General features: G+C 38.6%; 19 protein-coding genes and 1 tRNA gene. 10 read left to right on the top strand and 10 right to left on the bottom strand.

Translation table 11 applies throughout. The features are described 5' to 3' along the window. Window positions 1–5: 5 nt before the first annotated feature. Complete coding sequence (locus tag J2X77_RS10445) at window positions 6–1,091, bottom strand: efflux RND transporter periplasmic adaptor subunit (protein ID WP_310080662.1); 1,086 nt, start codon at window positions 1,089–1,091, stop codon at window positions 6–8. 103 nt (window positions 1,092–1,194) lie between these two features. Then, window positions 1,195–1,617, bottom strand: a complete 423-nt coding sequence (locus J2X77_RS10440; protein WP_209577973.1) for a hypothetical protein — start codon at window positions 1,615–1,617, stop codon at window positions 1,195–1,197. 361 nt (window positions 1,618–1,978) lie between these two features. On the opposite strand from J2X77_RS10440, the gene J2X77_RS10435 reads away from it, so the two are divergent. Next, complete coding sequence (locus tag J2X77_RS10435; protein ID WP_209577974.1) at window positions 1,979–2,713, top strand: YoaK family protein; 735 nt, start codon at window positions 1,979–1,981, stop codon at window positions 2,711–2,713. Between the two features lie 113 nt (window positions 2,714–2,826). Further along, window positions 2,827–3,234 (top strand): hypothetical protein, encoded by a 408-nt coding sequence (locus J2X77_RS10430; protein WP_293884801.1) that lies wholly within the window; start codon window positions 2,827–2,829, stop codon window positions 3,232–3,234. A gap of 51 nt (window positions 3,235–3,285) precedes the next feature. Here J2X77_RS10430 and J2X77_RS10425 read toward each other — a convergent pair whose 3' ends face one another. The 3 genes from J2X77_RS10425 to J2X77_RS10415 form a co-directional block, all read right to left on the bottom strand. Next, window positions 3,286–3,462 (bottom strand): DUF6496 domain-containing protein, encoded by a 177-nt coding sequence (locus tag J2X77_RS10425; protein WP_209577976.1) that lies wholly within the window; start codon window positions 3,460–3,462, stop codon window positions 3,286–3,288. An 83-nt stretch (window positions 3,463–3,545) separates the two neighbouring features. Then, window positions 3,546–5,357 carry a glycoside hydrolase family 2 protein gene (locus J2X77_RS10420; protein ID WP_209577977.1) on the bottom strand — a complete coding sequence of 604 codons (1,812 nt, stop codon included), beginning with the start codon at window positions 5,355–5,357 and terminating at the stop codon, window positions 3,546–3,548. 200 nt (window positions 5,358–5,557) lie between these two features. Further along, window positions 5,558–7,597, bottom strand: coding sequence for a M13 family metallopeptidase (locus J2X77_RS10415; protein WP_209577978.1), 2,040 nt, complete (start codon window positions 7,595–7,597; stop codon window positions 5,558–5,560). Window positions 7,598–8,006: 409 nt separating this feature from the next. On the opposite strand from J2X77_RS10415, the gene J2X77_RS10410 reads away from it, so the two are divergent. Both J2X77_RS10410 and J2X77_RS10405 read left to right on the top strand, forming a co-directional pair. Then, window positions 8,007–8,975 carry an ROK family protein gene (locus J2X77_RS10410; RefSeq protein ID WP_209577979.1) on the top strand — a complete coding sequence of 323 codons (969 nt, stop codon included), beginning with the start codon at window positions 8,007–8,009 and terminating at the stop codon, window positions 8,973–8,975. Between the two features lie 92 nt (window positions 8,976–9,067). Further along, the gene (locus tag J2X77_RS10405; protein WP_209577980.1) at window positions 9,068–9,451 is read left to right on the top strand and encodes a hypothetical protein; all 384 of its coding nucleotides are present in this window, start codon (window positions 9,068–9,070) and stop codon (window positions 9,449–9,451) included. Window positions 9,452–9,513: 62 nt separating this feature from the next. On the opposite strand, the gene J2X77_RS10400 is transcribed toward J2X77_RS10405, so the two are convergent. Continuing rightward, a tRNA-Leu gene (locus J2X77_RS10400) sits at window positions 9,514–9,595 on the bottom strand. A 406-nt stretch (window positions 9,596–10,001) separates the two neighbouring features. Between J2X77_RS10400 and J2X77_RS10395 the strand changes: the two genes are divergently transcribed. From J2X77_RS10395 to J2X77_RS10380, 4 genes are all read left to right on the top strand, one after another. Beyond that, the gene (locus J2X77_RS10395) at window positions 10,002–10,568 is read left to right on the top strand and encodes an RNA polymerase sigma factor (protein WP_209577981.1); all 567 of its coding nucleotides are present in this window, start codon (window positions 10,002–10,004) and stop codon (window positions 10,566–10,568) included. A 2-nt stretch (window positions 10,569–10,570) separates the two neighbouring features. Next, entirely contained in the window at window positions 10,571–11,407 is an 837-nt protein-coding gene (locus J2X77_RS10390) for an anti-sigma factor domain-containing protein (protein ID WP_209577982.1), read from the top strand. A 358-nt stretch (window positions 11,408–11,765) separates the two neighbouring features. Continuing rightward, complete coding sequence (locus J2X77_RS10385; RefSeq protein ID WP_209577983.1) at window positions 11,766–14,588, top strand: PAS domain S-box protein; 2,823 nt, start codon at window positions 11,766–11,768, stop codon at window positions 14,586–14,588. A 227-nt stretch (window positions 14,589–14,815) separates the two neighbouring features. Continuing rightward, window positions 14,816–15,550 carry an SDR family oxidoreductase gene (locus tag J2X77_RS10380; protein ID WP_209577984.1) on the top strand — a complete coding sequence of 245 codons (735 nt, stop codon included), beginning with the start codon at window positions 14,816–14,818 and terminating at the stop codon, window positions 15,548–15,550. A 159-nt stretch (window positions 15,551–15,709) separates the two neighbouring features. Here the strand turns inward: J2X77_RS10380 and J2X77_RS10375 are convergent, their stop codons facing one another. Further along, window positions 15,710–16,741, bottom strand: a complete 1,032-nt coding sequence (locus J2X77_RS10375; RefSeq protein ID WP_209577985.1) for a fatty acid desaturase — start codon at window positions 16,739–16,741, stop codon at window positions 15,710–15,712. Window positions 16,742–17,115: 374 nt separating this feature from the next. On the opposite strand from J2X77_RS10375, the gene J2X77_RS10370 reads away from it, so the two are divergent. Then, a complete protein-coding gene (locus tag J2X77_RS10370; RefSeq protein WP_209577986.1) occupies window positions 17,116–17,499 on the top strand; it encodes a YidH family protein in 384 nt (127 codons plus the stop codon). Window positions 17,500–17,633: 134 nt separating this feature from the next. Here the strand turns inward: J2X77_RS10370 and J2X77_RS10365 are convergent, their stop codons facing one another. Both J2X77_RS10365 and J2X77_RS10360 read right to left on the bottom strand, forming a co-directional pair. Beyond that, complete coding sequence (locus J2X77_RS10365) at window positions 17,634–17,996, bottom strand: VOC family protein (RefSeq protein WP_209577987.1); 363 nt, start codon at window positions 17,994–17,996, stop codon at window positions 17,634–17,636. A 5-nt stretch (window positions 17,997–18,001) separates the two neighbouring features. Next, window positions 18,002–18,205, bottom strand: a complete 204-nt coding sequence (locus J2X77_RS10360; RefSeq protein WP_209577988.1) for a hypothetical protein — start codon at window positions 18,203–18,205, stop codon at window positions 18,002–18,004. Window positions 18,206–18,398: 193 nt separating this feature from the next. Between J2X77_RS10360 and J2X77_RS10355 the strand changes: the two genes are divergently transcribed. Then, entirely contained in the window at window positions 18,399–20,417 is a 2,019-nt protein-coding gene (locus tag J2X77_RS10355; protein WP_310080652.1) for a hypothetical protein, read from the top strand. Window positions 20,418–20,499: 82 nt separating this feature from the next. Here the strand turns inward: J2X77_RS10355 and J2X77_RS10350 are convergent, their stop codons facing one another. Further along, a complete protein-coding gene (locus tag J2X77_RS10350) occupies window positions 20,500–20,715 on the bottom strand; it encodes a hypothetical protein (RefSeq protein ID WP_307185356.1) in 216 nt (71 codons plus the stop codon). Between the last annotated feature and the right edge of the window lie 73 nt (window positions 20,716–20,788).

The raw sequence follows: 20,788 nt of genomic DNA, 5'->3' as shown, positions 1-20,788 counted from the left end.
TTTAATTACTCTGCATATAAATCTAAGTTTGACATGACTTTCTCCGGAGTCTGATATTTGGATTCAATAGTCTGGTTTTCTTGTACCATTCGAAGTCCATTCAGCAGAATCTTTTCGTCCTTGCCCAATCCGGAAGAAACAACATAGATATGCGGCAGTTCGGCAGCAACTTTTATTTCTCTAGCTTTTACTTTATTATCTTTTGTAATAACATATACATATTTTTTTTCAAGCTCCTCGAATGTCGCTTTTTGGGGGATCATAAGCGCATTGTTATAGGGCGATGTAATGACAATATTCCCCGTCTCGCCATAACGTAATAAGCCTTTTGGATTAGGAAAAGTCGCTCTGTAGGCAATATTTCCGGTTTCATTATTGAAGTCTGATTCGATGGTCTCGACAATCCCCTTATGACCGAATTCTTTTCCATTGGCCATGTTTAACCGTACATGCAGCGGGCTATTGTCTTTTTTTTCGTCCATTTGATTGAGGTATTCCACTTCGGGGACATTAAAGTAAACCCACATCTTACTATTGTCGGACAATTCTGTGATCAACTCGCCCTCATCGACAAGACTTCCTTTACGGACATGAAGCTTACCCACGATTCCTGAGAATGGTGCTACGATGTCCGTAAATTTGAGATGCGTATTCATAGCGGCTAATTCAGCTTTGGCTTTTTCATATTTTGCTTTTGCCATTTCAGTTTCTTGCGGCGCTACAATATCTTTTTCAGACAGATTTTTGGTATTCTGATATTCGATTTCAGCATATTTTACCTCGGCTTTGGCGCGATTAACATCGGACTCATAAAGGTTGGGCATGATTTTAAAGAGGGGTTGTCCTTTTTGTACAAATTGACCCTCGTCGACAAATATCGATTGAATGTAACCTTTCTCCTGCGCGCGGAGTTCAATATGGTTAATGGAACGGATTTGAGCCACATATTCTTTATGGACGATGGTGTCTTTGACTAAAGGGGTGGTAACGTTGAAAACTGCAGCTTCTTTTTTCTCTTTTTTTTCTGACTGGCAGCTTGTCGATAGAATAATAAGGCACAGGCTTGTATACATGAAGGTTCTCATGAACATGATGATAGTTTTTAATTATTTTCGAAAAATTGAACAATAGTGTGACCTGCTTTCAGGTGATTTTGAAAGCTATTTTTATGTTTTTTAAGAAAGTATTAAAGAATCACAGCCTGAATACACTGTAATGGATATATAGTGCGTTTTTGCGGAGAGTAAAAGGTGTTGTATTTGCAAGCGAAACCGCGGTGAGCGTATTATGAAATTGAGGGAGGAAATCGTTTATTATATTGCCAAAACTGTCTCCTGCGAGTGCGAATAAATTTGGGCTATTGGAATCGTTTCCTGTGTCATCGTTTTCATTTTCATTTTCTGAAAAGTAAGCTCTTAATTTTTCGTGCCGATGACGTTTAGTTTTGCGAATGACTTTGGTTCCAAAACCTCCGCTTTCTACCTGATGACTGTGGTGATTGGCAGCATGCAGATGGAAGGCAGATGAATATTTTGGTGTGGAAATAGCATACCAGCCAAAACTGATAAGTATTGCGTAAAATACGCTGAACACATATTGATGGAATTTTCCTTGCATCGCTGGAAGCAAATGTAATTAAACTTTAAAAATGATACAAGTGATTTTGGTATGCAAATTTTAAAGTTTAAGCGAATTGTTACAAAGTTTTTAAATCGTATGCTAACTGGTTTAAAACGCCTTATTTTCGAAACAGCTCATTTGATGATTTATTAAAAATCTGATGTCTTTTTATATGATCTTAATCCTTTCGATTTGAATTAATGTATTCGTATTTTTGGCTAGTTTTTATCACTTGTTGGCTAAGATAACAACATGATGCGCCTTTGGCGAATGCTGATGACGGACAACGTTTTGTAAATCCCATTCAGAGGCATGTGGGTAAAATGAAGGATAATGTAGGACATAAAGTTTAATTCAAATGTTTAGACACCAAGGAAGAGGAAGGAATTACATCCACAATTTGAAGTTAGCCTCTATTTTATCCTGTGTTGCAGGGTTGGTTAATATTACAGGAGTTCTTTCACTTAACACGTTGACCACAAATGTCACGGGGCACTTTGCTTTTTTTTCTGAGCAATTGATTTTGACGAATTATAAAATGGCCTTGATTTATCTATGGTATATCGGCTTCTTCTTATTCGGGGCTTCTGTTTCAGGTTTTATTGTTGAATTGGCCGCAAAAAAGAAATCCCATAATGCCTATATCATCCCAATTTGTATAGAATCCATTATTTTGATTTCTGCAGGACTTCTCCCAGTTTCCGTCCAAATAGAACCATCGTTTATAACGGTCATTTCATTCGCCCTGCTTTTTGCGATGGGACTTCAAAATGCCTTGGTAACGAAAGTGTCCAAGTCCGTTGTCAGAACGACACATTTGACCGGATTGTTTACTGATTTGGGCATCGAAATTTCACAGCTGTTTTTTTATAAAGAAGCTGGTGAACGAGTGAAACTACACAGAAGTATTTTTCTTAAACTAATGATTATTGCAGGTTTTTTTATTGGAGGGATAGTCGGAGGTTTTATGTTTCAATTTTTTAAACTGCAAACATTACTACTACCAGCAGTAATGCTTTTGTTTGCTTTGTGGTACGATCATATACTGCTTCAGTTTTATCATCTCAAACGAAGTTTAAGGCACGATGAATAGCCTCGATTAATCGAAGTTTTCTGCAATCAGGTCATTATCTTTTGAGCCATCGGTATTTTGGCAGTATCTTTGTGTCTCGTCGTTAAACGATATTGAGTTTTACTGTGAACGATATGAAAATAACACTAACGACCCTTCCATTTTTACTATTTAGTTTCCTCTTTTTGGTTGGATGCAACAATAACCAACCGATCAGAATGATTGATAAAGATGGAAATACGCATTTATTGACAAGGGAAGGTGATCGAAAAAGTGAATTAGGACTTGAGCGCATTATCGCACGTGGTAACGACACCGTAATCACAATTGATGGTACAGGTCGTAAAATGATCTGGACAGCTTCCGATGTAACTAATATAGACACAACAAAGATTCAATACTATCTCAAAAAGAGAAATGGAAACAGTGTCCATATTTATACGCCGGTCGATGTCAATCAAAATTTTATACATGCGGAGGATAGTCAAAATGTTCTGTCAGATCCTTATGATGATAAAGAAGAGAAAAAATCGCTACTATAGCTTTTTATGTAAACAGCTTAATTTGATTAAAAAGAAATCCTAGTATACATGCTAGGATTTCTTTTTAGGGACTTTGGCGCCTTCCTTCCGGGCTTCGGATAAGCCAATAGCAACAGCCTGTTTTTTGGAGGTCACTTTTTTTCCACTGCCGGATTTCAATTTTCCTTCCTTCATTTCATGCATCGTCTTTTCAACTTTTTCGGATGCTTTTTCTGAATATTTTGCCATAAGAGTGTTTTATTTAATAGTCATTTAACACTTATTGCAAAAAGAACAGCAGTTTAAGTCGAATCGTTTGGATATTTTTAATCCTACTCATTCAATTCATTTCCCGCTTTAATCACGGCTTTGTTTGCCGCTTTAATTTTCTCAAGATCCATTTTTTGTATTTTACGGTCGTAAGTCAATAGTCCATTGACTTCGTGTTCGACATCGGTCGTTTGCGTATAAATTGCGACGCTAAGACCTTTGTATCGGAGCAATTGCTCGATATTATCCATGAGGAATATATAGCGGTCTGTAAGGGCACCTATCGTGGGCTCGTAGGCATAGGCATTATTTTCGACAGGCCACATATGACCACGGACAAATAGACCTACACCGCCAAATTCACCAAGCGAGGCTGCTCTTTTCTCGTCGGGTTGGGAAGCACCTTGAGGACCAACGTATATATGCGTATCAACAAAATCACCATTTCCAGGGTCGCCATAGGCTTTTTGATAGGACGGATTGTTATTAAATCCCGAGTTCCCGTTTACTAATCGAGAAGGGTCGTATTGTTTGGTCCACGCTGTAATATTGCGCACATCGAAAGCTCCCCAATTCTCGTTAAACGGAACCCAGGCGATGATGGATGGCGAATTGTAATGGTCGTCAATAATGGCTTTGTATTCATCACGGAAAGCTTTGCGATAAATCGTTGTATCTTCTTCCGGATACCAGAGGCAGGGCATATCCTGCCATACGAGCAGCCCCATTTTATCTGCCCAGTAATAGAACCGTTGGGGCTCAGTTTTCATATGCTTACGAATGAGATTATACCCAGCTTTTTTTGTGAATTCGATATCGTATTTTAGGGCATCTTCGGTAGGAGCTGTTAGAATTCCGTCAGGCCAGTATCCTTGATCTAGCAAACCAAGCTGCATAATAAATTTGTTATTCAATAAAGGCCTTACAATTCCGTTTACCTGACCAAGTTTAATATCACGCATGCCAAAATAGCTCTTAACTTCATCGACAATTTCTCCATTCTCCCCGTGGATACTTAATTTTAAATCGTATAAAAAAGGAGAGTCAGGAGACCAAAGTTGAGGATTATCTATAGGAATATTAGACGCAACACCGGCTTGTAGTACCATTTTTGAAATTTCTTTTCCGTCTACCGAAACAATGGCTGTAACTTTTGACTTTTGGGAGGTATTGACCTGCAGTTTTAGCTGACTTTCGGCTACTTTAGGCAACAATTTGATTCCCTGTATGTGGCTTTTATTGACTGGCTCAATCCATACCGTTTGCCATATTCCAGAGGAAAACGTATAGTCGCCGCGAGGTCCATTTTTGCCCGAAGGGTATTTACCGTCGTTCCTATCATGCGCGGCTACAACAATATTATTGGTGCCAGGCTTTAGAAATTCAGTGATATTGATCCGAAAGGAATCGTAACCACCTGAATGATTACCCGCTTTTTTTCCATTTACAAATACGGTCGCATCGTGATCCACTGCGCCAAAGTGAAGTATAATATCTTTCCTTTTCCAATGTTTAGGTAGTTCGAAATTCCTGTGGTACCAGAGGTTGATTTCTTGTTTGCGCTGTATTCCAGATAAATAGGATTCTGGGCAATAGGGGACAAGAATACTTTCCCGACTCTTATCAAAAGAAATCGGCACCACAGGGTTCAGCGCATTTGGAGCATCCTTACCTCCGATATAATCCCATTTACCATTTAGACATAGCCACTCGTTCCTTTCCATTTGAGGACGGGGATATTCGGAAAGTGGAATCTGTGTTTTCTGGGCTGTTTCGGTCCATGGGGTAGAAAGCTGGGGATATTGTGCCAAAGCATTCATCCAACTGAAGAACGATAGTACTAGTGCAAAAATTGAGGTTCGGGTTTTTATCATGGTATACTTAATTGGTATTTCTATTATGAATATAAGTATACTAAAATGATTTAGTGCATTATAAAAGAAATGTTACTAGTGGGGCTTTCGATATTGGGCTTGGTTGGTGCACAATTGGTTGGTGCACAAAAGTAATCGCTGTTGGATTAAACAAAACGACAGGAGCTGCCTTTTATGAGACAGCTCCTGTATATTGCTTATTACCAGATTTTGATTCTTTCTTGTGGAGACTTGTAGAGTTTGTCGCCCTGTTTAATGTCAAATGCTTTGTAGAAAGCATCCACATTGATCAGTGGGGCAAAACTTCTGAAATATCCAGGGGAGTGTGGATCAGTCTTAACTTGGTTGATCATATATTTTTCGCTGGATAGGGTTCTCCATACAGTTGCCCAACTGAGGAAAAATCGCTGATCTTGCGTATATCCACTTATTTCGCCTGGATTTCCCTTATCTTTTAAATACATTTGAAGCGCATCATAGGCGATGTTGACCCCGCCTAAATCTGCGATATTTTCGCCGTTTGTAAACGTACCGTTAACGAACGTACCTTTTACAGGTTCATATTTATCGTATTGAGCAGCCAGTGTTTTTGTAGCTTTTTCGAAATTCGCTTTATCTTCTGGTGTCCACCAGTCTACCAAGTTTCCGTCCGCATCAAATTGTGCTCCCGAATCGTCAAATCCATGGCTCATTTCATGGCCAATCACAGCTCCTATACCGCCGAAATTGACCGCTGCATCAGCTTGAGCGTTGAAAAATGGAGGCTGCAGAATAGCTGCTGGAAACACAATCTCATTGTTTACCGGATTGTAGTAGGCGTTTACGGTTTGCGGAGTCATGCCCCATTCTGATTTATCAACTGCTTTTCCAATTTTAGCCAGATCCTTTTCATATCGCCAAGTGGTAATATGTTGAAGGTTCGTATACAGGTTACCCCCTTTGTTTTCAGATAGAATATTTAATTTAGAATAATCTTTCCATTTGTCCGGATAGGCGACTTTTACGGTAAATTTGTTTAGTTTGTCAAGCGCTTTGCCTTTTGTGACGGAAGACATCCAAGTCAAATCGTTGATATGGACAGCAAAGCTTTTCTTTAGGTAGTCGATCAATTCTACCATTTGGGCTTTAGCTTCTGCTGGAAAATATTTATCCACATAGAGTTTGCCGAAAGCCTCACCCAATGTGGAATTGATCAGTTCAAATCCTCTTTTATTTAATGCGCGTTGTTCTTGTTGACCTCTTAAATATTTGCCATAAAAAGCAAAGCGCATATCGCCTAATTTTTCACTTAAATAAGAAGCACTGCCGTTGATCATATGGAATTTTAAGTAATCCTTGATGATAGGAAGGTTTTGAGCATTGACCAACTTGTCGAAGTTTTTGTAATAACCTAACTCTCCAATAATTACTTTTTCTGTGTTGACACCTACTTTTTTAAGGTACTCAGGTAAATTGACATTTTTAACCAATGCCGTTAGTTCATCCATAGTCTGCGGATTGTACTGCAGCGTATTATCTCGGCTCTGTTCATTGGTCAAGTAGGTTTTAGCAATACTTTTCTCGTAGTCAACGATGCCTTTTGCGGCAGCATCACCATTTTTATAGCCCAATTCTTTTAACATTGAAGCTACATATTTTTGGTATTCTGCAATAGCTTCTGTATTTTTCTCATTCTCTTTTTGATAATAATCTCTTCCTAATCCTAAAGTCGCATCGCCTAAATAGACCGCATTCATTTTGGAATCTTTCAAGTCAGCGTATACACCCCAACCATAAAAGTTGTTTTCACCTTCTTTTGTTACCGATATTAAATAATTCTGAAGATCTTTTAAGTTTTTGATGGCGTCGATTTTGCTTAAATTCCCCTGAATGGGTTTAATACCTTCGGCATTTCTTTTCTCTAAGTTCATATAGGAAGCATACAAATCCTGTATTTTTTGGCCCTCACTGCCTTCAGGAAATTTATCTTTTAATAGAGAGTTCAGAATTTTCATCGAATTGTTGTCCGTATCTTCTGCCAATTTATTGAAGCTTCCCCAAGTAGGTTTATCGGAAGGGATTTTAGCGGTTTTCATCCAGGTCCCGCTCACATAATTGTAAAAGTCATCTTGTGGACGTACCGATTTGTCCATTAAGCTCAAATCAAGACCTTTGTCCGAACTTGTATCTCCTATTTGCGCTTCTGCATGCTGAGAGTAGATTCCAGCCAAGAAAATTAAGGCAAGTGTTAGTTTTTTCATTGTTTTTTAATGTTGTATGATTTCAATAATTCAATCTGGCGATACGCGCAAAGTACGAATAAAATAGGGTATATTATTTGCTTCGATTAATTGAATCTGTATCAATCCTATCACGAATAATGAGCTGCGATTTTTTAAGCTAATAAATCGACGACACAAATGACGGTAAATTCTAATTCAGCAGCAAGTAAATTTGATCATTATCGCTAATTTTACAAAATATTAGGCAATGAGAAGCCGTTTTTTAATGATAGGCTATATCGCAGCGATGTTTGGCGCATCGGCTGCTGAGCGGATTCGTCACACAACAAAAGGTCGGCAGATTAAAATTAATTGGCAAGAAGATTTTGTCGAGTGCTCATAAAATATTATATTTTAGTAATTTTAAAATTAAGAAACATAAATAAAAATGTCGTTAATAGATTTATCAAGACGCGTGGCGTTGGGAATAGATATTGGGGGGACCAATACGAAGTTTGGCGTGGTCAATCATCGCGGTGAAGTGCTTGAAAAAGGAAGCATAAAAACAGATGATTATGAGACAGTAGAAGAGTTTATTGATGCGCTGTATGAAAAAGCACTTCCTTTAATTGAAAATTTTGGTGGCAAAGACAGTTTCGATGGAATTGGGGTTGGAGCGCCAGACGCAAATTATTATACTGGAACAATAGATCATGCGCCCAATCTTCCGTGGAAGGGCGTCATTCATTTCAGTGATTTAATGACTACCAAGTTTAGTATTCCTTGTACCATCACCAATGATGCCAATGCCGCGGCTTATGGTGAAATGCTTTTTGGCGCAGCTCGAGGAATGAAAGATTTTATTATGATTACCTTGGGTACAGGTGTCGGGAGTGGTATTGTGGCTGGAGGGAAGCTTATTTATGGGCATGACGGATTTGCGGGGGAGTTAGGTCATACGATTGTGAAACCCGGGGGGAGAAAACATTGGAGCACAGGTTCTGAGGGAAGTTTAGAAGCCTATGCTTCCGCTACTGGAATAACCATCACGGCAAAGAAAATGCGGGCTGAATTTCCCGAATCGATGTTAAATCAATATCCTGAAGATGCTATAAATTCCAAAACTGTTCATGAATGTGCGTTGAAGGGTGACGCAATTGCCATCGAAGTATTCCGATATACAGGGCAGAAGCTTGGTGAGGCGTTGGCTAATTTTGTGATGTTTTCATCTCCTGAAGCAATTCTTTTATTTGGCGGTGTCATTAAAGCCGGAGATTTTATATTGAAGCCCGCTAAATTGCATATGGAAAGAAATCTTTTTCCTTTGTTTAGGAATAAAGTGAAACTTGTCTTTAGTGAATTGGAAGAAGCCGATGCAGCAATTCTCGGGGCAAGTGCATTGGTTTGGGAAAAATAGGCAGACCTTTCTTCGCAACATAGACTACAATTAGCTTTTAGTAGCTAAAGGCATAGTCTTTGCGGATAGATTCTTTTAAACTCAAAAAATATATGAAAAAGATCGTATTTCTTTCCCTGTTGCTATGCGCAGCTTTATTCTCGAAAGCGGACCAACTGCAGGCCCTTACACAGAAGCAGGCCGAAGCCGCTGTTGTTTACCTCAAGAAAGAGCCTGTTATTATTTTGTGGTGCAGCTGCTGCGATAACCAAATTCCCAAAAAGATCTCGGTGAATGAAGTTTTTTATAAGAAAGATTCCGACGGAAAATATTATTCTGTTATCGTAAAAGGCAGAGATGAAAGTGGGATGGAAGTAGAAGAATATGTTGATTTGGCTTATGTATTTGTAAAAAAAGGTAAAAAAGCCAAAAGTCTAGGGAAGGTCTTAAAATTTGAATGCGATCCTTGTACCAAACCATTCGAATGGTCTGTCTAATTGATGGAGCGAAGATGTAATTTTAAATAAAATCCCGAGCTGATAAGTTCGGGATTTTTTTGTGCGGAAGAAGGGACTCGAACCCCCACGCCTTGCGGCGCCAGATCCTAAGTCTGGTGCGGCTACCAATTACGCCACTTCCGCATTAGGATTTCTTATGGGACAAATATAGAAACCAAAGTAATATCTTGCAAATATGGAAGATATATTCTCTGCTTTAAATACGGATCATCCTGTTTATGAACACAATATTTTTCACCATAACGCTATTTTTTTTTATCATCTAGTTTTTAAGCAACCTTTTCAGGCTATCTCTCCATTAAAATACGTGCTGATTGATGAGAATCTTATTGGATAAGGAACGTTTAAATTTGATAAGGAACGTTTAAAAAATTACAGTTATCATAAAGCCATTTACGTAACCATTTGTTGTTCTAAGGAATATGCTACGTATTTTTACTCGTTTTACAGGAACTTTAACTTATTTTATTTTAGCTCTTTTTTTTTATAATTTTTAATGATCATCTTTAGGCTATTATAAACGTAAAATTTGAGTCCATTACACAATCTTTCTGAAGAGACATTGATTCTTTTATTGAAGAAAAAGAATCAACAGGCTTTTAGTTATCTTTATGATCACTATGCCGATGCGCTCTTTGGGGTGGTTTGTCGTATCGTCATATCAACTGAGCATGCAGAAGAAGTAATACAAGACGTCTTCGTCAAAATTTGGCGGTATATCGATGTCTTTGATGAGTCAAAAGGCCGTCTTTATACCTGGATGATTAACATCGCCCGTAATACAGCACTCGATCATCGAAAATCAAAAGCAATTGTTAACGAGCAGAAAAACCAACCACTTTCAAATATCGTAAATAGGGAAGAAGAACAGGATCAAAGTCAGGGTGGGCTACATATAAAGTCAGATTTTATTGGTTTTAGCACTATTTTAGATAAATTAAAGCCAGAATGGCGTATCTTGATTGAAATGGCTTACTATGAAGGGTATACACAACAAGAGATTGCCGAACAACTTGATGTTCCGCTTGGTACGGTAAAAACCCGTACCAGAGCAGCATTTATACAGTTACAACAACTACTAAAAGAGTACCGTTAATTTTGGATATTAAAGCATACATATCATCGGGGATTATTGAATCGTACGTTTTGGGGCTCGCATCCGAAGAGGAAGTGAGTATCTTAAACTGTATTCGAAAAAATAATGTCGAAGTGGAACAGGCCATCGCAGAAGCAGAGATAGCACTCGAACAGCTGGCCGATAACCAAGCGATTGAAATGCCTATGCAGTTGAAACAAAATATTTGGAATAGGCTCGTTACGGAAAATCTCGTACCAAGCGAAGGTGAGGAAGTGATCGAAACACAATCGGACTCTTCGGCCGGCCCTCATGAAGTAGTTGTTATGAATGCCGACAAGAAAGCATTTGTCAAACGATCTTACACCTGGGCCATTGCAGCAAGCCTATTGTTGGCTGTTAGTATTGGTACAAATATATTCTTATATCAACGTAAACAAGAGTCCGTAAATAAATTGAATCAGACAGCGATCTTATTCGATGCTCAACAAGAAAAGCTTGCGATATTGCAGGATAAATGGACACTTGTTCAAAATCCTACGATCAAGACCATCCTACTTAAGGGAGTAGAGAATAAAATGGATTATCGGGCCTTGGTATTTTGGGATCAGTCCTCAAAGACAGTCTATCTGAGCATTGAACATTTGCCTCCGGCACCCAAAGGAAAGCAATATCAGTTGTGGGCAATGGTTGATGGTAAACCCGTTAGTGCAGGAGTTTTCCCACTCGACGTAAAGGCAGACATTGCGAGTAAGATGCTGGACATTCCTCATGCCCAGGCTTTTGCTATTACACTGGAGGATGAAGGCGGAAAAGATGTGCCTACACTCAGTGCATTATGTGTAATGGGTACTATATAAAAAATAACCCTGGGCAATAACTTATTGACCACACCACTATTATTGCTGATAAGAATCTAAGCTTTTTTGATTGAATGCGCGGTTCGGTGGGCACAGTATTCGTAAATTGCAGCTGATAAATTTCGGTAAATTCATTGCAGAAGTTAGTTTTAGTTTATCTTTAAAAAAACTTTTTTGAAGTAGCGATGTTCATGTCTATATTTACAATGCTATTCTCTCTGTTGGTCTGCCTTTTTTTATAGAGCAACATAAGCTAAATTAAAATCTATGTGGGCGGAAAAGGATGATTGAACCAAGCTATACCTGAGGACCTATAAATGCGTAGAAGAAATAATTGATAACCAATACGGGCTTTTGAATGAATGCTAAATTATCTCCCGCAAACGAATCAGATCGAATACGTGTTTTGCACGCATACGAAATTCTACATACAGCACCAGAGGAAGAATTCGACCGTATAACTAAAATTGCATCGCTTGTATGTGGTACGCCTATTTCACTGATTTCATTAGTTGATAAAGATAAGCAATGGTTTAAATCGCGCCTAGGCCTGGATAACGAAGAAACAAAAAGAGAGGTTTCATTTTGCCAGTACACAATGCACGAAGATCAATTAATGGAAGTGGAAGATGCCGAAAAGGACGAGCGTTTTAAATCCAATGAATTGGTCACTTTAGAACCAAATATCCGTTTTTACGCAGGCTTACCACTAATTGATCCCAATGGTTATGCATTAGGTGCGCTGTGTGTTATCGATCGTGTTCCGAGGCAGCTCGATCAATATCAAAAGGAAATTTTAAGACTTCTGCGAGATGAAGTCGTCACACTGATCGTCAATAGAAAAGAAAAAGAAAAGTATAAGGAAAGTGAACAGAAGCTGAAAGCATTTTTCGAAAACTCTCAAGGGCTGATGTGTACACACGATCTGAATGGTAATTTCATAACCGTGAATGATGCGGGTGCCAGAATCCTGGGCTATACAAAAGATGAGATTCAGTCAAGATCGCTTTTTGATATTGTTCCGCAGGAGGGACATCAAAATTTACAAGATTACCTATCCGTAATTATTCAACAAGGAATTATTAAAGGGGAAATGCGTACCGTTACACGTTCGGGCGAGATGCGTATTTGGATGTTCAATAATATTTTACAAAACAATACGAACAAAGTACCGTATGTGATTGGAAATGCAGTGGATATTACTGAGCAGCATTTTCTGGAAAAGGAACTTAAGCATGCACAGGCAACTTTGATGCGAACTGGAAGGGTGGCCAGGATTGGTGGTTGGGAGTATACACCTGCTGATGGAAAGATTGTATGGTCGGAAATTACCAGAGAGATTCATGAAGTACCTGACGCGTATGAACCAAACTTAACAACGGCACTGAACTTCTATAAAGAAGGGGAATCTAGGAATAAAATACGGCTTGCAATTGAACATGCACTCACGACAGGAGAGCCTTGGGATTTGGAACTCGAAATTGTCACATTCACGGGGCATGGCCTTTGGATACGTGCGTTGGGAAATGCTGATTTTGAAAATGGACGTTGTGTTCGTTTATATGGAACTTTTCAGGATATTGACAAACGTAAACGCATAGAAGCAGAGTCTTCGCATTCCAAAAAAATGCTTACAGAAGTGTTGGATGCTACCTCCGCAGTCGCTATTATAGCAACCGATAAAACTGGCATAATTACATTGTTTAACACAGGTGCCGAAAACCTTTTGGGATACAGCAGTGAAGAAGTCATTGGTAGATTAGGTCTTGCACATTTTCATTTAAAAGAGGAACTCGTTTTGCGGGCTAAAGAAATGGAGGTTGAATTGAGGCACGCAGTAGATGAATTTCGTCTTTTTGCGGATACGGCTGAATTACATGGCGCTGAACAACGAGAGTGGACCTATTGTAGAAAAGATGGAAGTAGGTTACATGTTTCGCTCGCTGTTACTTATATAAGGGATATAAATGAAGATGTCATTGGTTACCTTGCCATCGCCACAGATATAAGTAGAATCATTTATCAACGTGAGGAGCTTGAAAAGGCTAAAATAGTTGCAGAGCAAGCTAATGTAGCAAAAACGCAATTTTTGACGAACATGAGCCATGAACTTCGCACGCCTCTAAACGGAATTGTTGGCTTTACCGATTTACTGCTCGGAACAGCACTTGAGGAGACGCAAAGGGAGTACCTCACGATCGTGGATCAATCTGCTAATTTATTGCTTGGAATTGTCACAGATATCCTAGACTTTTCTAAAATTGAAGCAGGCAAATTGGAACTGGATGTCGAACAGACTGATCTTTACGAATTAGTTATTCAATTGAAAAACTTTCTTAACATACAGCTCAAAGCCAAAAGACTAGAGTTTTATTTGAATATCGCTCCCAATGTACCCAAATACATCTGGGTTGACGCGCTGCGTATCAAGCAAGTATTAATGAATTTACTGAGTAATGCGACTAAATTTACGGAGAAGGGCACCATTGAACTCAGTATTTCAGTCGTATCAGAAGGTCCTGGCCAAGCTGTGTTATGTTTCAGCGTAAAAGATACAGGTATAGGTATCAAACAAGAAAAATTGGAAAAGATATTTGAAGCTTTTTCGCAAGAAGATAACTCGATGACTAAACGCTATGGCGGGACTGGTTTGGGACTGACCATATCGAATAAATTGCTTCATATGATGGATAGTGAATTGAAAGTGGAAAGCATTTTCGATGCCGGAAGCCGATTCTTTTTCAATATCCAAGTACCTGCTATTTGGGAAACGGAAGAATGGGGAGGACTGGGAGAAATAAAGGATGTGCTTATTGTTGCTGAGGAAGCGTATGAACGAAATGATTTGGCCCAGATGCTGTCTTTGAAAAAGATTAATACAACGCAAGCAAAAACAGGATTTGAAGTAGTACAAATGTTGAAGGCGGGGCGCCGTTTTGATGCTATTTTGATTGATAATCAATTGCCCATTATGAGTGGTATTGAAACCATACAGCATATTTTCGAAAAAAAATACAATAATAATTTTGACCAGCATATTATTCCTGTTTTTAGTGCTGACGAACATAATATAGCGCAGCTTTGTCAGCCTCTTGCCATAACGTGTTGGTTAGTCAAACCTGTGACGCAGGAAGCCCTTTATGCAGCCTTAGTAAAAAGCATATTTCCTAGAGTTGATTAACTGTTTGATTATCACTATTGAATGTCTTTGAGTAGTACGTTGTCCTATAGATGCTTTTGTATTTAAAATAGTCTTTAACCAGGATAAAATATCAATAATAGCTATTGATATTCAAAAATGCGATTTGTTATCTTCCATGAATCAAGAGTACTGCAATTATCGCAAGTTTCGGATTTTTTAGGGTTCTCTTTTGATATAGTTTTGTGTAAACTAATAAATATTACACGATGCATGTTTTTAAAGATAAAATCATCTTGGTTACAGGAGCCAATAGAGGAATAGGTAAATCACTGGTGAGTGCACTGCTTAATCATGGAGCAGGAAAGATATATGCCACCTGCAGAAATTTGAAATCGATGCCGTTATTCGATGATGATCGAATAGTGCCTTTACAACTGGACATTACGGACGATGAACAAATAGCGGAGATTGCAAATGCAGCTCTCGATACAGAAATTCTGATCAATAACGCCGGAACCTTAAATCCAGGAAACATGTTGCAAGGAGAACTTTTGGGCATGGAACATGATCTAGAGGTGAATTATTTTGGGACAATAAAAATGATGCGTGCATTTGCTCCAATTCTCATAACGAATGGACCGTCTATTATGATTAATATCGTTTCCATTGCGGCATATTCTCCGTTACCCTCAATTGCTGGTTATGCGGCGTCAAAAGCAGCCCTCTATTCGGCTACACTATCCGTTCGCATCGAATTGGCTAAAGATGGTGTAGCCGTGTATGCGGTGAACCCTGGAGCTATAGATACTGATATGAACAAAGGAAGCGATTGGGAGATGCCAGATCCAGATACTACAGCGGTGAAAATATTGGAATATGTATCCGCTGGAAAATTGGACATCGTTCCGGATGATAGGGGGCAAGGTATGTATGCCGCATGGAGAGAAGATCCTGAGAAACTGTCAAAAATATTTTCGGATCTCTATTACATGGAAAAATAATTGTGTATAAACCGTTCGGCGCTTGTACGCTTTTGTATAGTATCGAATAGGTGGCAGGGGTCAAAAAATAAGCTATTCACAGCGAGTATCAGGCTACAATCGGCACAATCTCTTAGGCAAAAAAATCGCTGTGAATGCGTTTAACACCAAATTTGACTATTATTCTTTTGATTGTAGGTAGGGGAGGCGATAGTGTTCATCAAATCTTTTCTTGTCATCCCTATAACTGCTAACTGCTCCTAGTTTATGCATTATTTTAATATAACACCACGCAAGGTCAATTTGGTATGGTTTGAAACCACTACGTGCACTCTTGGGGTATAGATGATGGTTATTGTGCCATTCACCTGCTACAATGCCTGGCCATAATTGATTTATGGATTTGTCCTTCTCATTGAAATCGATGCCTTCCCGTTGTTTGTCTTCGCCTTTTGCATGGCCTTCATAGTTGAATGTTCGGACGCCGACAGCCCAGAAGCCAGCCGCGCCAAAGAGTGTGCAAGCAAGGGCATGACCACCAATCAGATAGAACATGGCATACCAAAAGGCCCAATTAAGTATCCATGACCACACCGCGTGCGACGGATTGACATATGATCCCCACTTTTTATATTGTGCATAGCTATTGGCTGTAACACCTGTATGTCGCATAAGTAATTTGACCCGGTTATATGAATTTTCCGTTAGGTCCTTAGCAATAGGCTGATGATTTACATCGGCTAAGAAACAGTATAGAAAGCCAGCTTGCGCATTGTATGGATCACCGGGTTTATCCGATTTGGCATGATGCACATGATGCGAAATCACATATATTTCTTCGGGAATTACATTGATAGTCAGATTCTGTGTGACAAAGCGCCAGAAACCGTTACGGAATTTAAATGCACCATGTGTGGCAAATCGATGATGCCATATCGTGCCATGGGTTCCCATAACAATCATACTATAGAGGAAGGCCGCCAATACTGTCCACCAACTGAAGTGGTATATCAAAAAGAGTATAAAAAACGGAATTAGGCAGGCTACTTTGAACCAGCTAAAAAAGGGTAGCCAATTTCGTTTATCCTTAAAAATATTGAGGCGTTTGAAGAATTCTTTGAAAATTTCTCTCTTGGTTGGCTTAACGAGGTTTCCATCGGCGTCTTTCCATCCGTAGGTAGGAACTTGCAGAACGTGGTCTAAAAAGGGCATTTGTGGTTGATGTAAATTCTAATTTTTGTTAAAGTTACCATATTATATGGTTAAAAAGTGTTAATCTTAAAAGTTTAACATATCCTTAAGATGTATCATGGCGTAGTTCACTATAGTTGCATCGGTATTTTTGATTAAATATCTGATAAATTGAAACGTCAACGTCTGGAATATTAACAGATGTTCCAATGTGGTAATTTTACAAGTGTTTGTTTAACCTGTCGGCGAAATCGCCGTTTGCTATTCGCAAATCGCTTACGTTATGTAGAAAAGACTTTAGAAAGAAATTTCAAAGATCGAGACATTAAAATATGATGCAAACTTTTTAAAGTTCTGCAGCGTTTATAAAGGGAAAAACCACAAAATTTATTTAAATGTCAAATAACAGTGTACCACAGAAGGTAAATGACCATCTTGCTAATGAACGGACTTTTCTCGCTTGGATACGAACCAGCTTAGGGATTATGGGCTTTGGATTCGTAGTCGTTAAATTTTCATTATTTATTCGTCAGATAGAGCTCATTTTAAAGAAAGATGTCGTTGTTGGCTCCCAACATGAATATTCTGGCGTTGTTGGCGTTTCCATTGTGGTTATTGGTGCATTGACGGTTATCGTTGCTTTCTTTAAATACCGTAAGACAAATAAGCAAATTGAGGAAGAGAACTTCGTTCAAACTTCGAATAGTATCACCATTGTTGCTGTATTGATTTTTGTCATTGGTCTTATTCTGAGTTGGTATCTTATCGACGGTCTTTAGGGCGCAGAAATTAGTGTATTTTCACAATAAATGATCCGACCTTTTGCCTCGATAAAATAAAAAGTCGACTCATGTTTGTATCAATCAGTTTGCAATTATTTCCTAGCGTCATAAAAGCCCAGTCGGTATTAAAATCAAATTTTATTTGATTTGGAATAATCGGTTATTCCAAGCTTATTTCCGAAAGGATCATTAAATTCGACTGCTAGACCTGTCATAATCTCAAACGGCTCGCTTAAAAATACGATCCCCTTTTCCTTTAAATATGCATAGGTTTCCTTAACATCTGCAACGGTAAACCAGATACATGGTTTTGCCTGTTGAGCAGAACTCAGTATGATAGCTGGTTCATTGTCGCCTATTTTGAACGCAGTCATCCCTTTTGCTGGAAAGTCAAACTTAGTTTCGAGCCCAAGTTGGTCCCGATAAAATTTCTTTGCTATATCGAGGTCATCGACCGGTAAAAAGAAATTGTCGTAATCTAATAACAAGCTCATGGTAATTAGGGTTTAATTTGTGATAAGTCTACTCCAAATGCTATCAATTGTGATTCTCCAAGTTCAGTGATATAGAAGTTTTTATCTGCGGGATCTTTTTTCGCCAACCAGCCTTTAGCGATCAAATTTTCAAGTAGGAGCTGACCGAGTTTACCGCCGATATGTTCATAACATATTTTTGCGGGCTTCAATTTGTCATTTTTTTTCATTTTTGTCTTTTCTTTATCGTTCACTTTTGATTTATAATTTCTTAGCTATAAAATTATGAAAATGCTATGGATTGAAAAATGATAGATATCATTCATTCTAGTGGCTCTTTGACACGATGTAAGGCATATCTCTTTTAGATTTGAAAAACAAAACGTGCCCAAACTTGGTATCTAGAGAGGAATTTTATTATATATGGAAAAGGAACAGGATAGCGAGTCGCAGGTAAAGCGTTTATTTGAACGTTTTAAAACTCAAATAGCAGACCCAGCTTATATAAATGTTGATTTTTTGGTTTCACTGGTGGAAGTCGTTCGTCCAAAGCATGTCAATTTACATTATCGGGCCGACATTCAATTTTTACTAGACTATTTTGATGCATCACCTGAAGAACTTCAATGCTTTCAGCTTTATCTTAAAAGAATCCTCGTTGCCAAGGATTTTGATCAGCTGATTTCTGATACGGGCATCATAAGTTATGCAGATTTTTTTTACGAACTTAAAAAAAGAATTACAGAACGGTATCTACCTTTTCAGCCGCCGAAGTCTACTTTACAATATCTTTTAAATCAAGTTTTTTATAAATCTCGCGATGCTGAGTGGATAGCAACGATCCCTCAGGATCAGGTTGATGCACTGTTTTGTTTATGTGGATTGCAAACGATTTATGACGATGAAACTGGCTTTGGGATGATTGAAATATTGTATGGACTGGAAGTGTTGGTCCAACGTATTACAGGGCGTGCTATGGAAACAGATGTAAACAAGATGGTGCCGGAGTTTCAAAATTTTGATAGTCCATTTATAGCAATTATGCGGGAATTTACCGAATTGAATGATCGTCTTTTGCAATCCAATATAAAGTTTATTCCGTCCAACGATCTATCTTATAAGCAGATTTTAGTACTACATAGACAATGCGAAGCGTATATCGAAACAGCATTCGACAATTCACATCGTTTTGGAATTTCAATTAAAGTGAATCAATCCCTTTTGCGCATGCGGCAACAATTAGAAAGGATCCGAGAAATTTTATATTTTTTGGTGATTGATCATCCGGATGAAAAGAAGCAAAAGACAATCAAACTGGCAATCACTCTCCTTGGATACAATTCCGGGAAAAGCAATATTCGCAAATTAGTTGGTCAGAGTACACAACTTTTGGCCTACGAGATTACGCATCATACCGCGCAGACAGGTGAACACTATATCACCTCAAGTGAAAAAGAATATTGGAAAATGTTCCGATCCGCCTGTGGTGGTGGCCTCATTGTAGGTGTGATGTGTATCTTAAAGTTATTGTTGGGAAAGGTACATACCAGTGAGTTTGGTCATGCATTTTTATATAGCCTGAATTATGCGATAGGTTTCACGTTAATTTATCTTTTTGGTGCAACTTTAGCAACCAAACAACCCGCAATGACGGCTTCTGCATTGGTCAATGCAATTGAGCAGGGAGCTTCCGGAGCTGGAAATAACAGACATCGTTATTGGATGTTTGCTGAATTATTTGGAAGATTATTTCGGTCTCAGTTCATTGCTTTTGTTGGTAATGTTGTGATGGCCTTTCCGATGAGTCTTTTTCTTGTTTGGTTGATTCAACAGCTGTCTCATGTTAATATTGCGCGTGAACAGTGGTTACATCTTGTTAACGACCTTAACCCTGTAAAAACACCTTTAGTTTTTCATGCATCAATCGCGGGAGTTTTTTTATTTCTTTCGGGAATTATTGCTGGAAGTATATCAAATAGAGACAAGCATAATTCAGTTTATTATCGCATTCAGGAGCATCCGATGTTGAAAAAAGTATTTGGACAGCGGCAGACAAACAAAATAGCTTTGTTCTATGAGAAAAAATGGGCAGGTATCGTATCTAACGTTTGGTTTGGAATTTTTATGGGAACTACAGCTCCCGTCGGACTTTTTTTAGGTTTAAATCTGGATATTAGGCACATCACATTTGCGAGCGGGAATTTAGCATTGGGCTTATTTGGGAACGGTATGGAGTTGCCTGCCAAGATCTGGTTTTGGGGGATCTTGGGGATTGGATTGATAGGTTTTTTCAACTTTATGGTTAGTTTCTCCCTATCGTTGATTTTAGCTTTTCGTTCGCGTAACTTATCCTCGGGAGAATTGATTAAAATGGGGCGAGCCGTTTGGATCTATTTTAAGATAAATCCAAAGCTGTTCTTCTTCCCACCTCGAAAAAGTTAAGTTCTAAAAAGTTAAATTCTAATGAAGGCCAGCAACCCTTAATCAATCCCTGCCAATACAAGGATAACAGGCTGATTTCCTTCTAAACATTGATGTCACCGGAAAGATCGGGTGTGTCTTCGTCGTCTTTTTTTCTCTGCGCGGCCTGTTCTGCATCCTTATTATGGGTACGATCGTCTTTAATACCTGATAAATCGGTATTAGGACGCTTTATACGTTTGGAAGTATCATCTTTATGATCTTCGGACAACGCATTGTTTGACTTCTTTGAATCTTCCTCAGAGGACGTTATCATCATAAAAATAACTATGCTTGCCGTACGAGATTTATTTTTCAATCTATGCATTTGACATGTTGTTTTTTAGTAGGGA

This window comes from Sphingobacterium sp. 2149, assembly GCF_031455655.1.
Taxonomy (GTDB): Bacteria; Bacteroidota; Bacteroidia; order Sphingobacteriales; family Sphingobacteriaceae; genus Sphingobacterium.
This window is presented reverse-complemented; position numbering and strand designations above follow the sequence as displayed.

Coding starts and splice junctions, on each gene's coding strand:
- J2X77_RS10445 (WP_310080662.1), bottom strand. CDS start 1,091: ATGTTCATGAGAACCTTCATGTATACAAGCCTGTGCCTTATTATTCTA.
- J2X77_RS10440 (WP_209577973.1), bottom strand. CDS start 1,617: ATGCAAGGAAAATTCCATCAATATGTGTTCAGCGTATTTTACGCAATA.
- J2X77_RS10435 (WP_209577974.1), top strand. CDS start 1,979: ATGTTTAGACACCAAGGAAGAGGAAGGAATTACATCCACAATTTGAAG.
- J2X77_RS10430 (WP_293884801.1), top strand. CDS start 2,827: ATGAAAATAACACTAACGACCCTTCCATTTTTACTATTTAGTTTCCTC.
- J2X77_RS10425 (WP_209577976.1), bottom strand. CDS start 3,462: ATGGCAAAATATTCAGAAAAAGCATCCGAAAAAGTTGAAAAGACGATG.
- J2X77_RS10420 (WP_209577977.1), bottom strand. CDS start 5,357: ATGATAAAAACCCGAACCTCAATTTTTGCACTAGTACTATCGTTCTTC.
- J2X77_RS10415 (WP_209577978.1), bottom strand. CDS start 7,597: ATGAAAAAACTAACACTTGCCTTAATTTTCTTGGCTGGAATCTACTCT.
- J2X77_RS10410 (WP_209577979.1), top strand. CDS start 8,007: ATGTCGTTAATAGATTTATCAAGACGCGTGGCGTTGGGAATAGATATT.
- J2X77_RS10405 (WP_209577980.1), top strand. CDS start 9,068: ATGAAAAAGATCGTATTTCTTTCCCTGTTGCTATGCGCAGCTTTATTC.
- J2X77_RS10385 (WP_209577983.1), top strand. CDS start 11,766: ATGAATGCTAAATTATCTCCCGCAAACGAATCAGATCGAATACGTGTT.
- J2X77_RS10380 (WP_209577984.1), top strand. CDS start 14,816: ATGCATGTTTTTAAAGATAAAATCATCTTGGTTACAGGAGCCAATAGA.
- J2X77_RS10375 (WP_209577985.1), bottom strand. CDS start 16,741: ATGCCCTTTTTAGACCACGTTCTGCAAGTTCCTACCTACGGATGGAAA.
- J2X77_RS10370 (WP_209577986.1), top strand. CDS start 17,116: ATGTCAAATAACAGTGTACCACAGAAGGTAAATGACCATCTTGCTAAT.
- J2X77_RS10365 (WP_209577987.1), bottom strand. CDS start 17,996: ATGAGCTTGTTATTAGATTACGACAATTTCTTTTTACCGGTCGATGAC.
- J2X77_RS10360 (WP_209577988.1), bottom strand. CDS start 18,205: ATGAAAAAAAATGACAAATTGAAGCCCGCAAAAATATGTTATGAACAT.
- J2X77_RS10355 (WP_310080652.1), top strand. CDS start 18,399: ATGGAAAAGGAACAGGATAGCGAGTCGCAGGTAAAGCGTTTATTTGAA.
- J2X77_RS10350 (WP_307185356.1), bottom strand. CDS start 20,715: ATGATGATAACGTCCTCTGAGGAAGATTCAAAGAAGTCAAACAATGCG.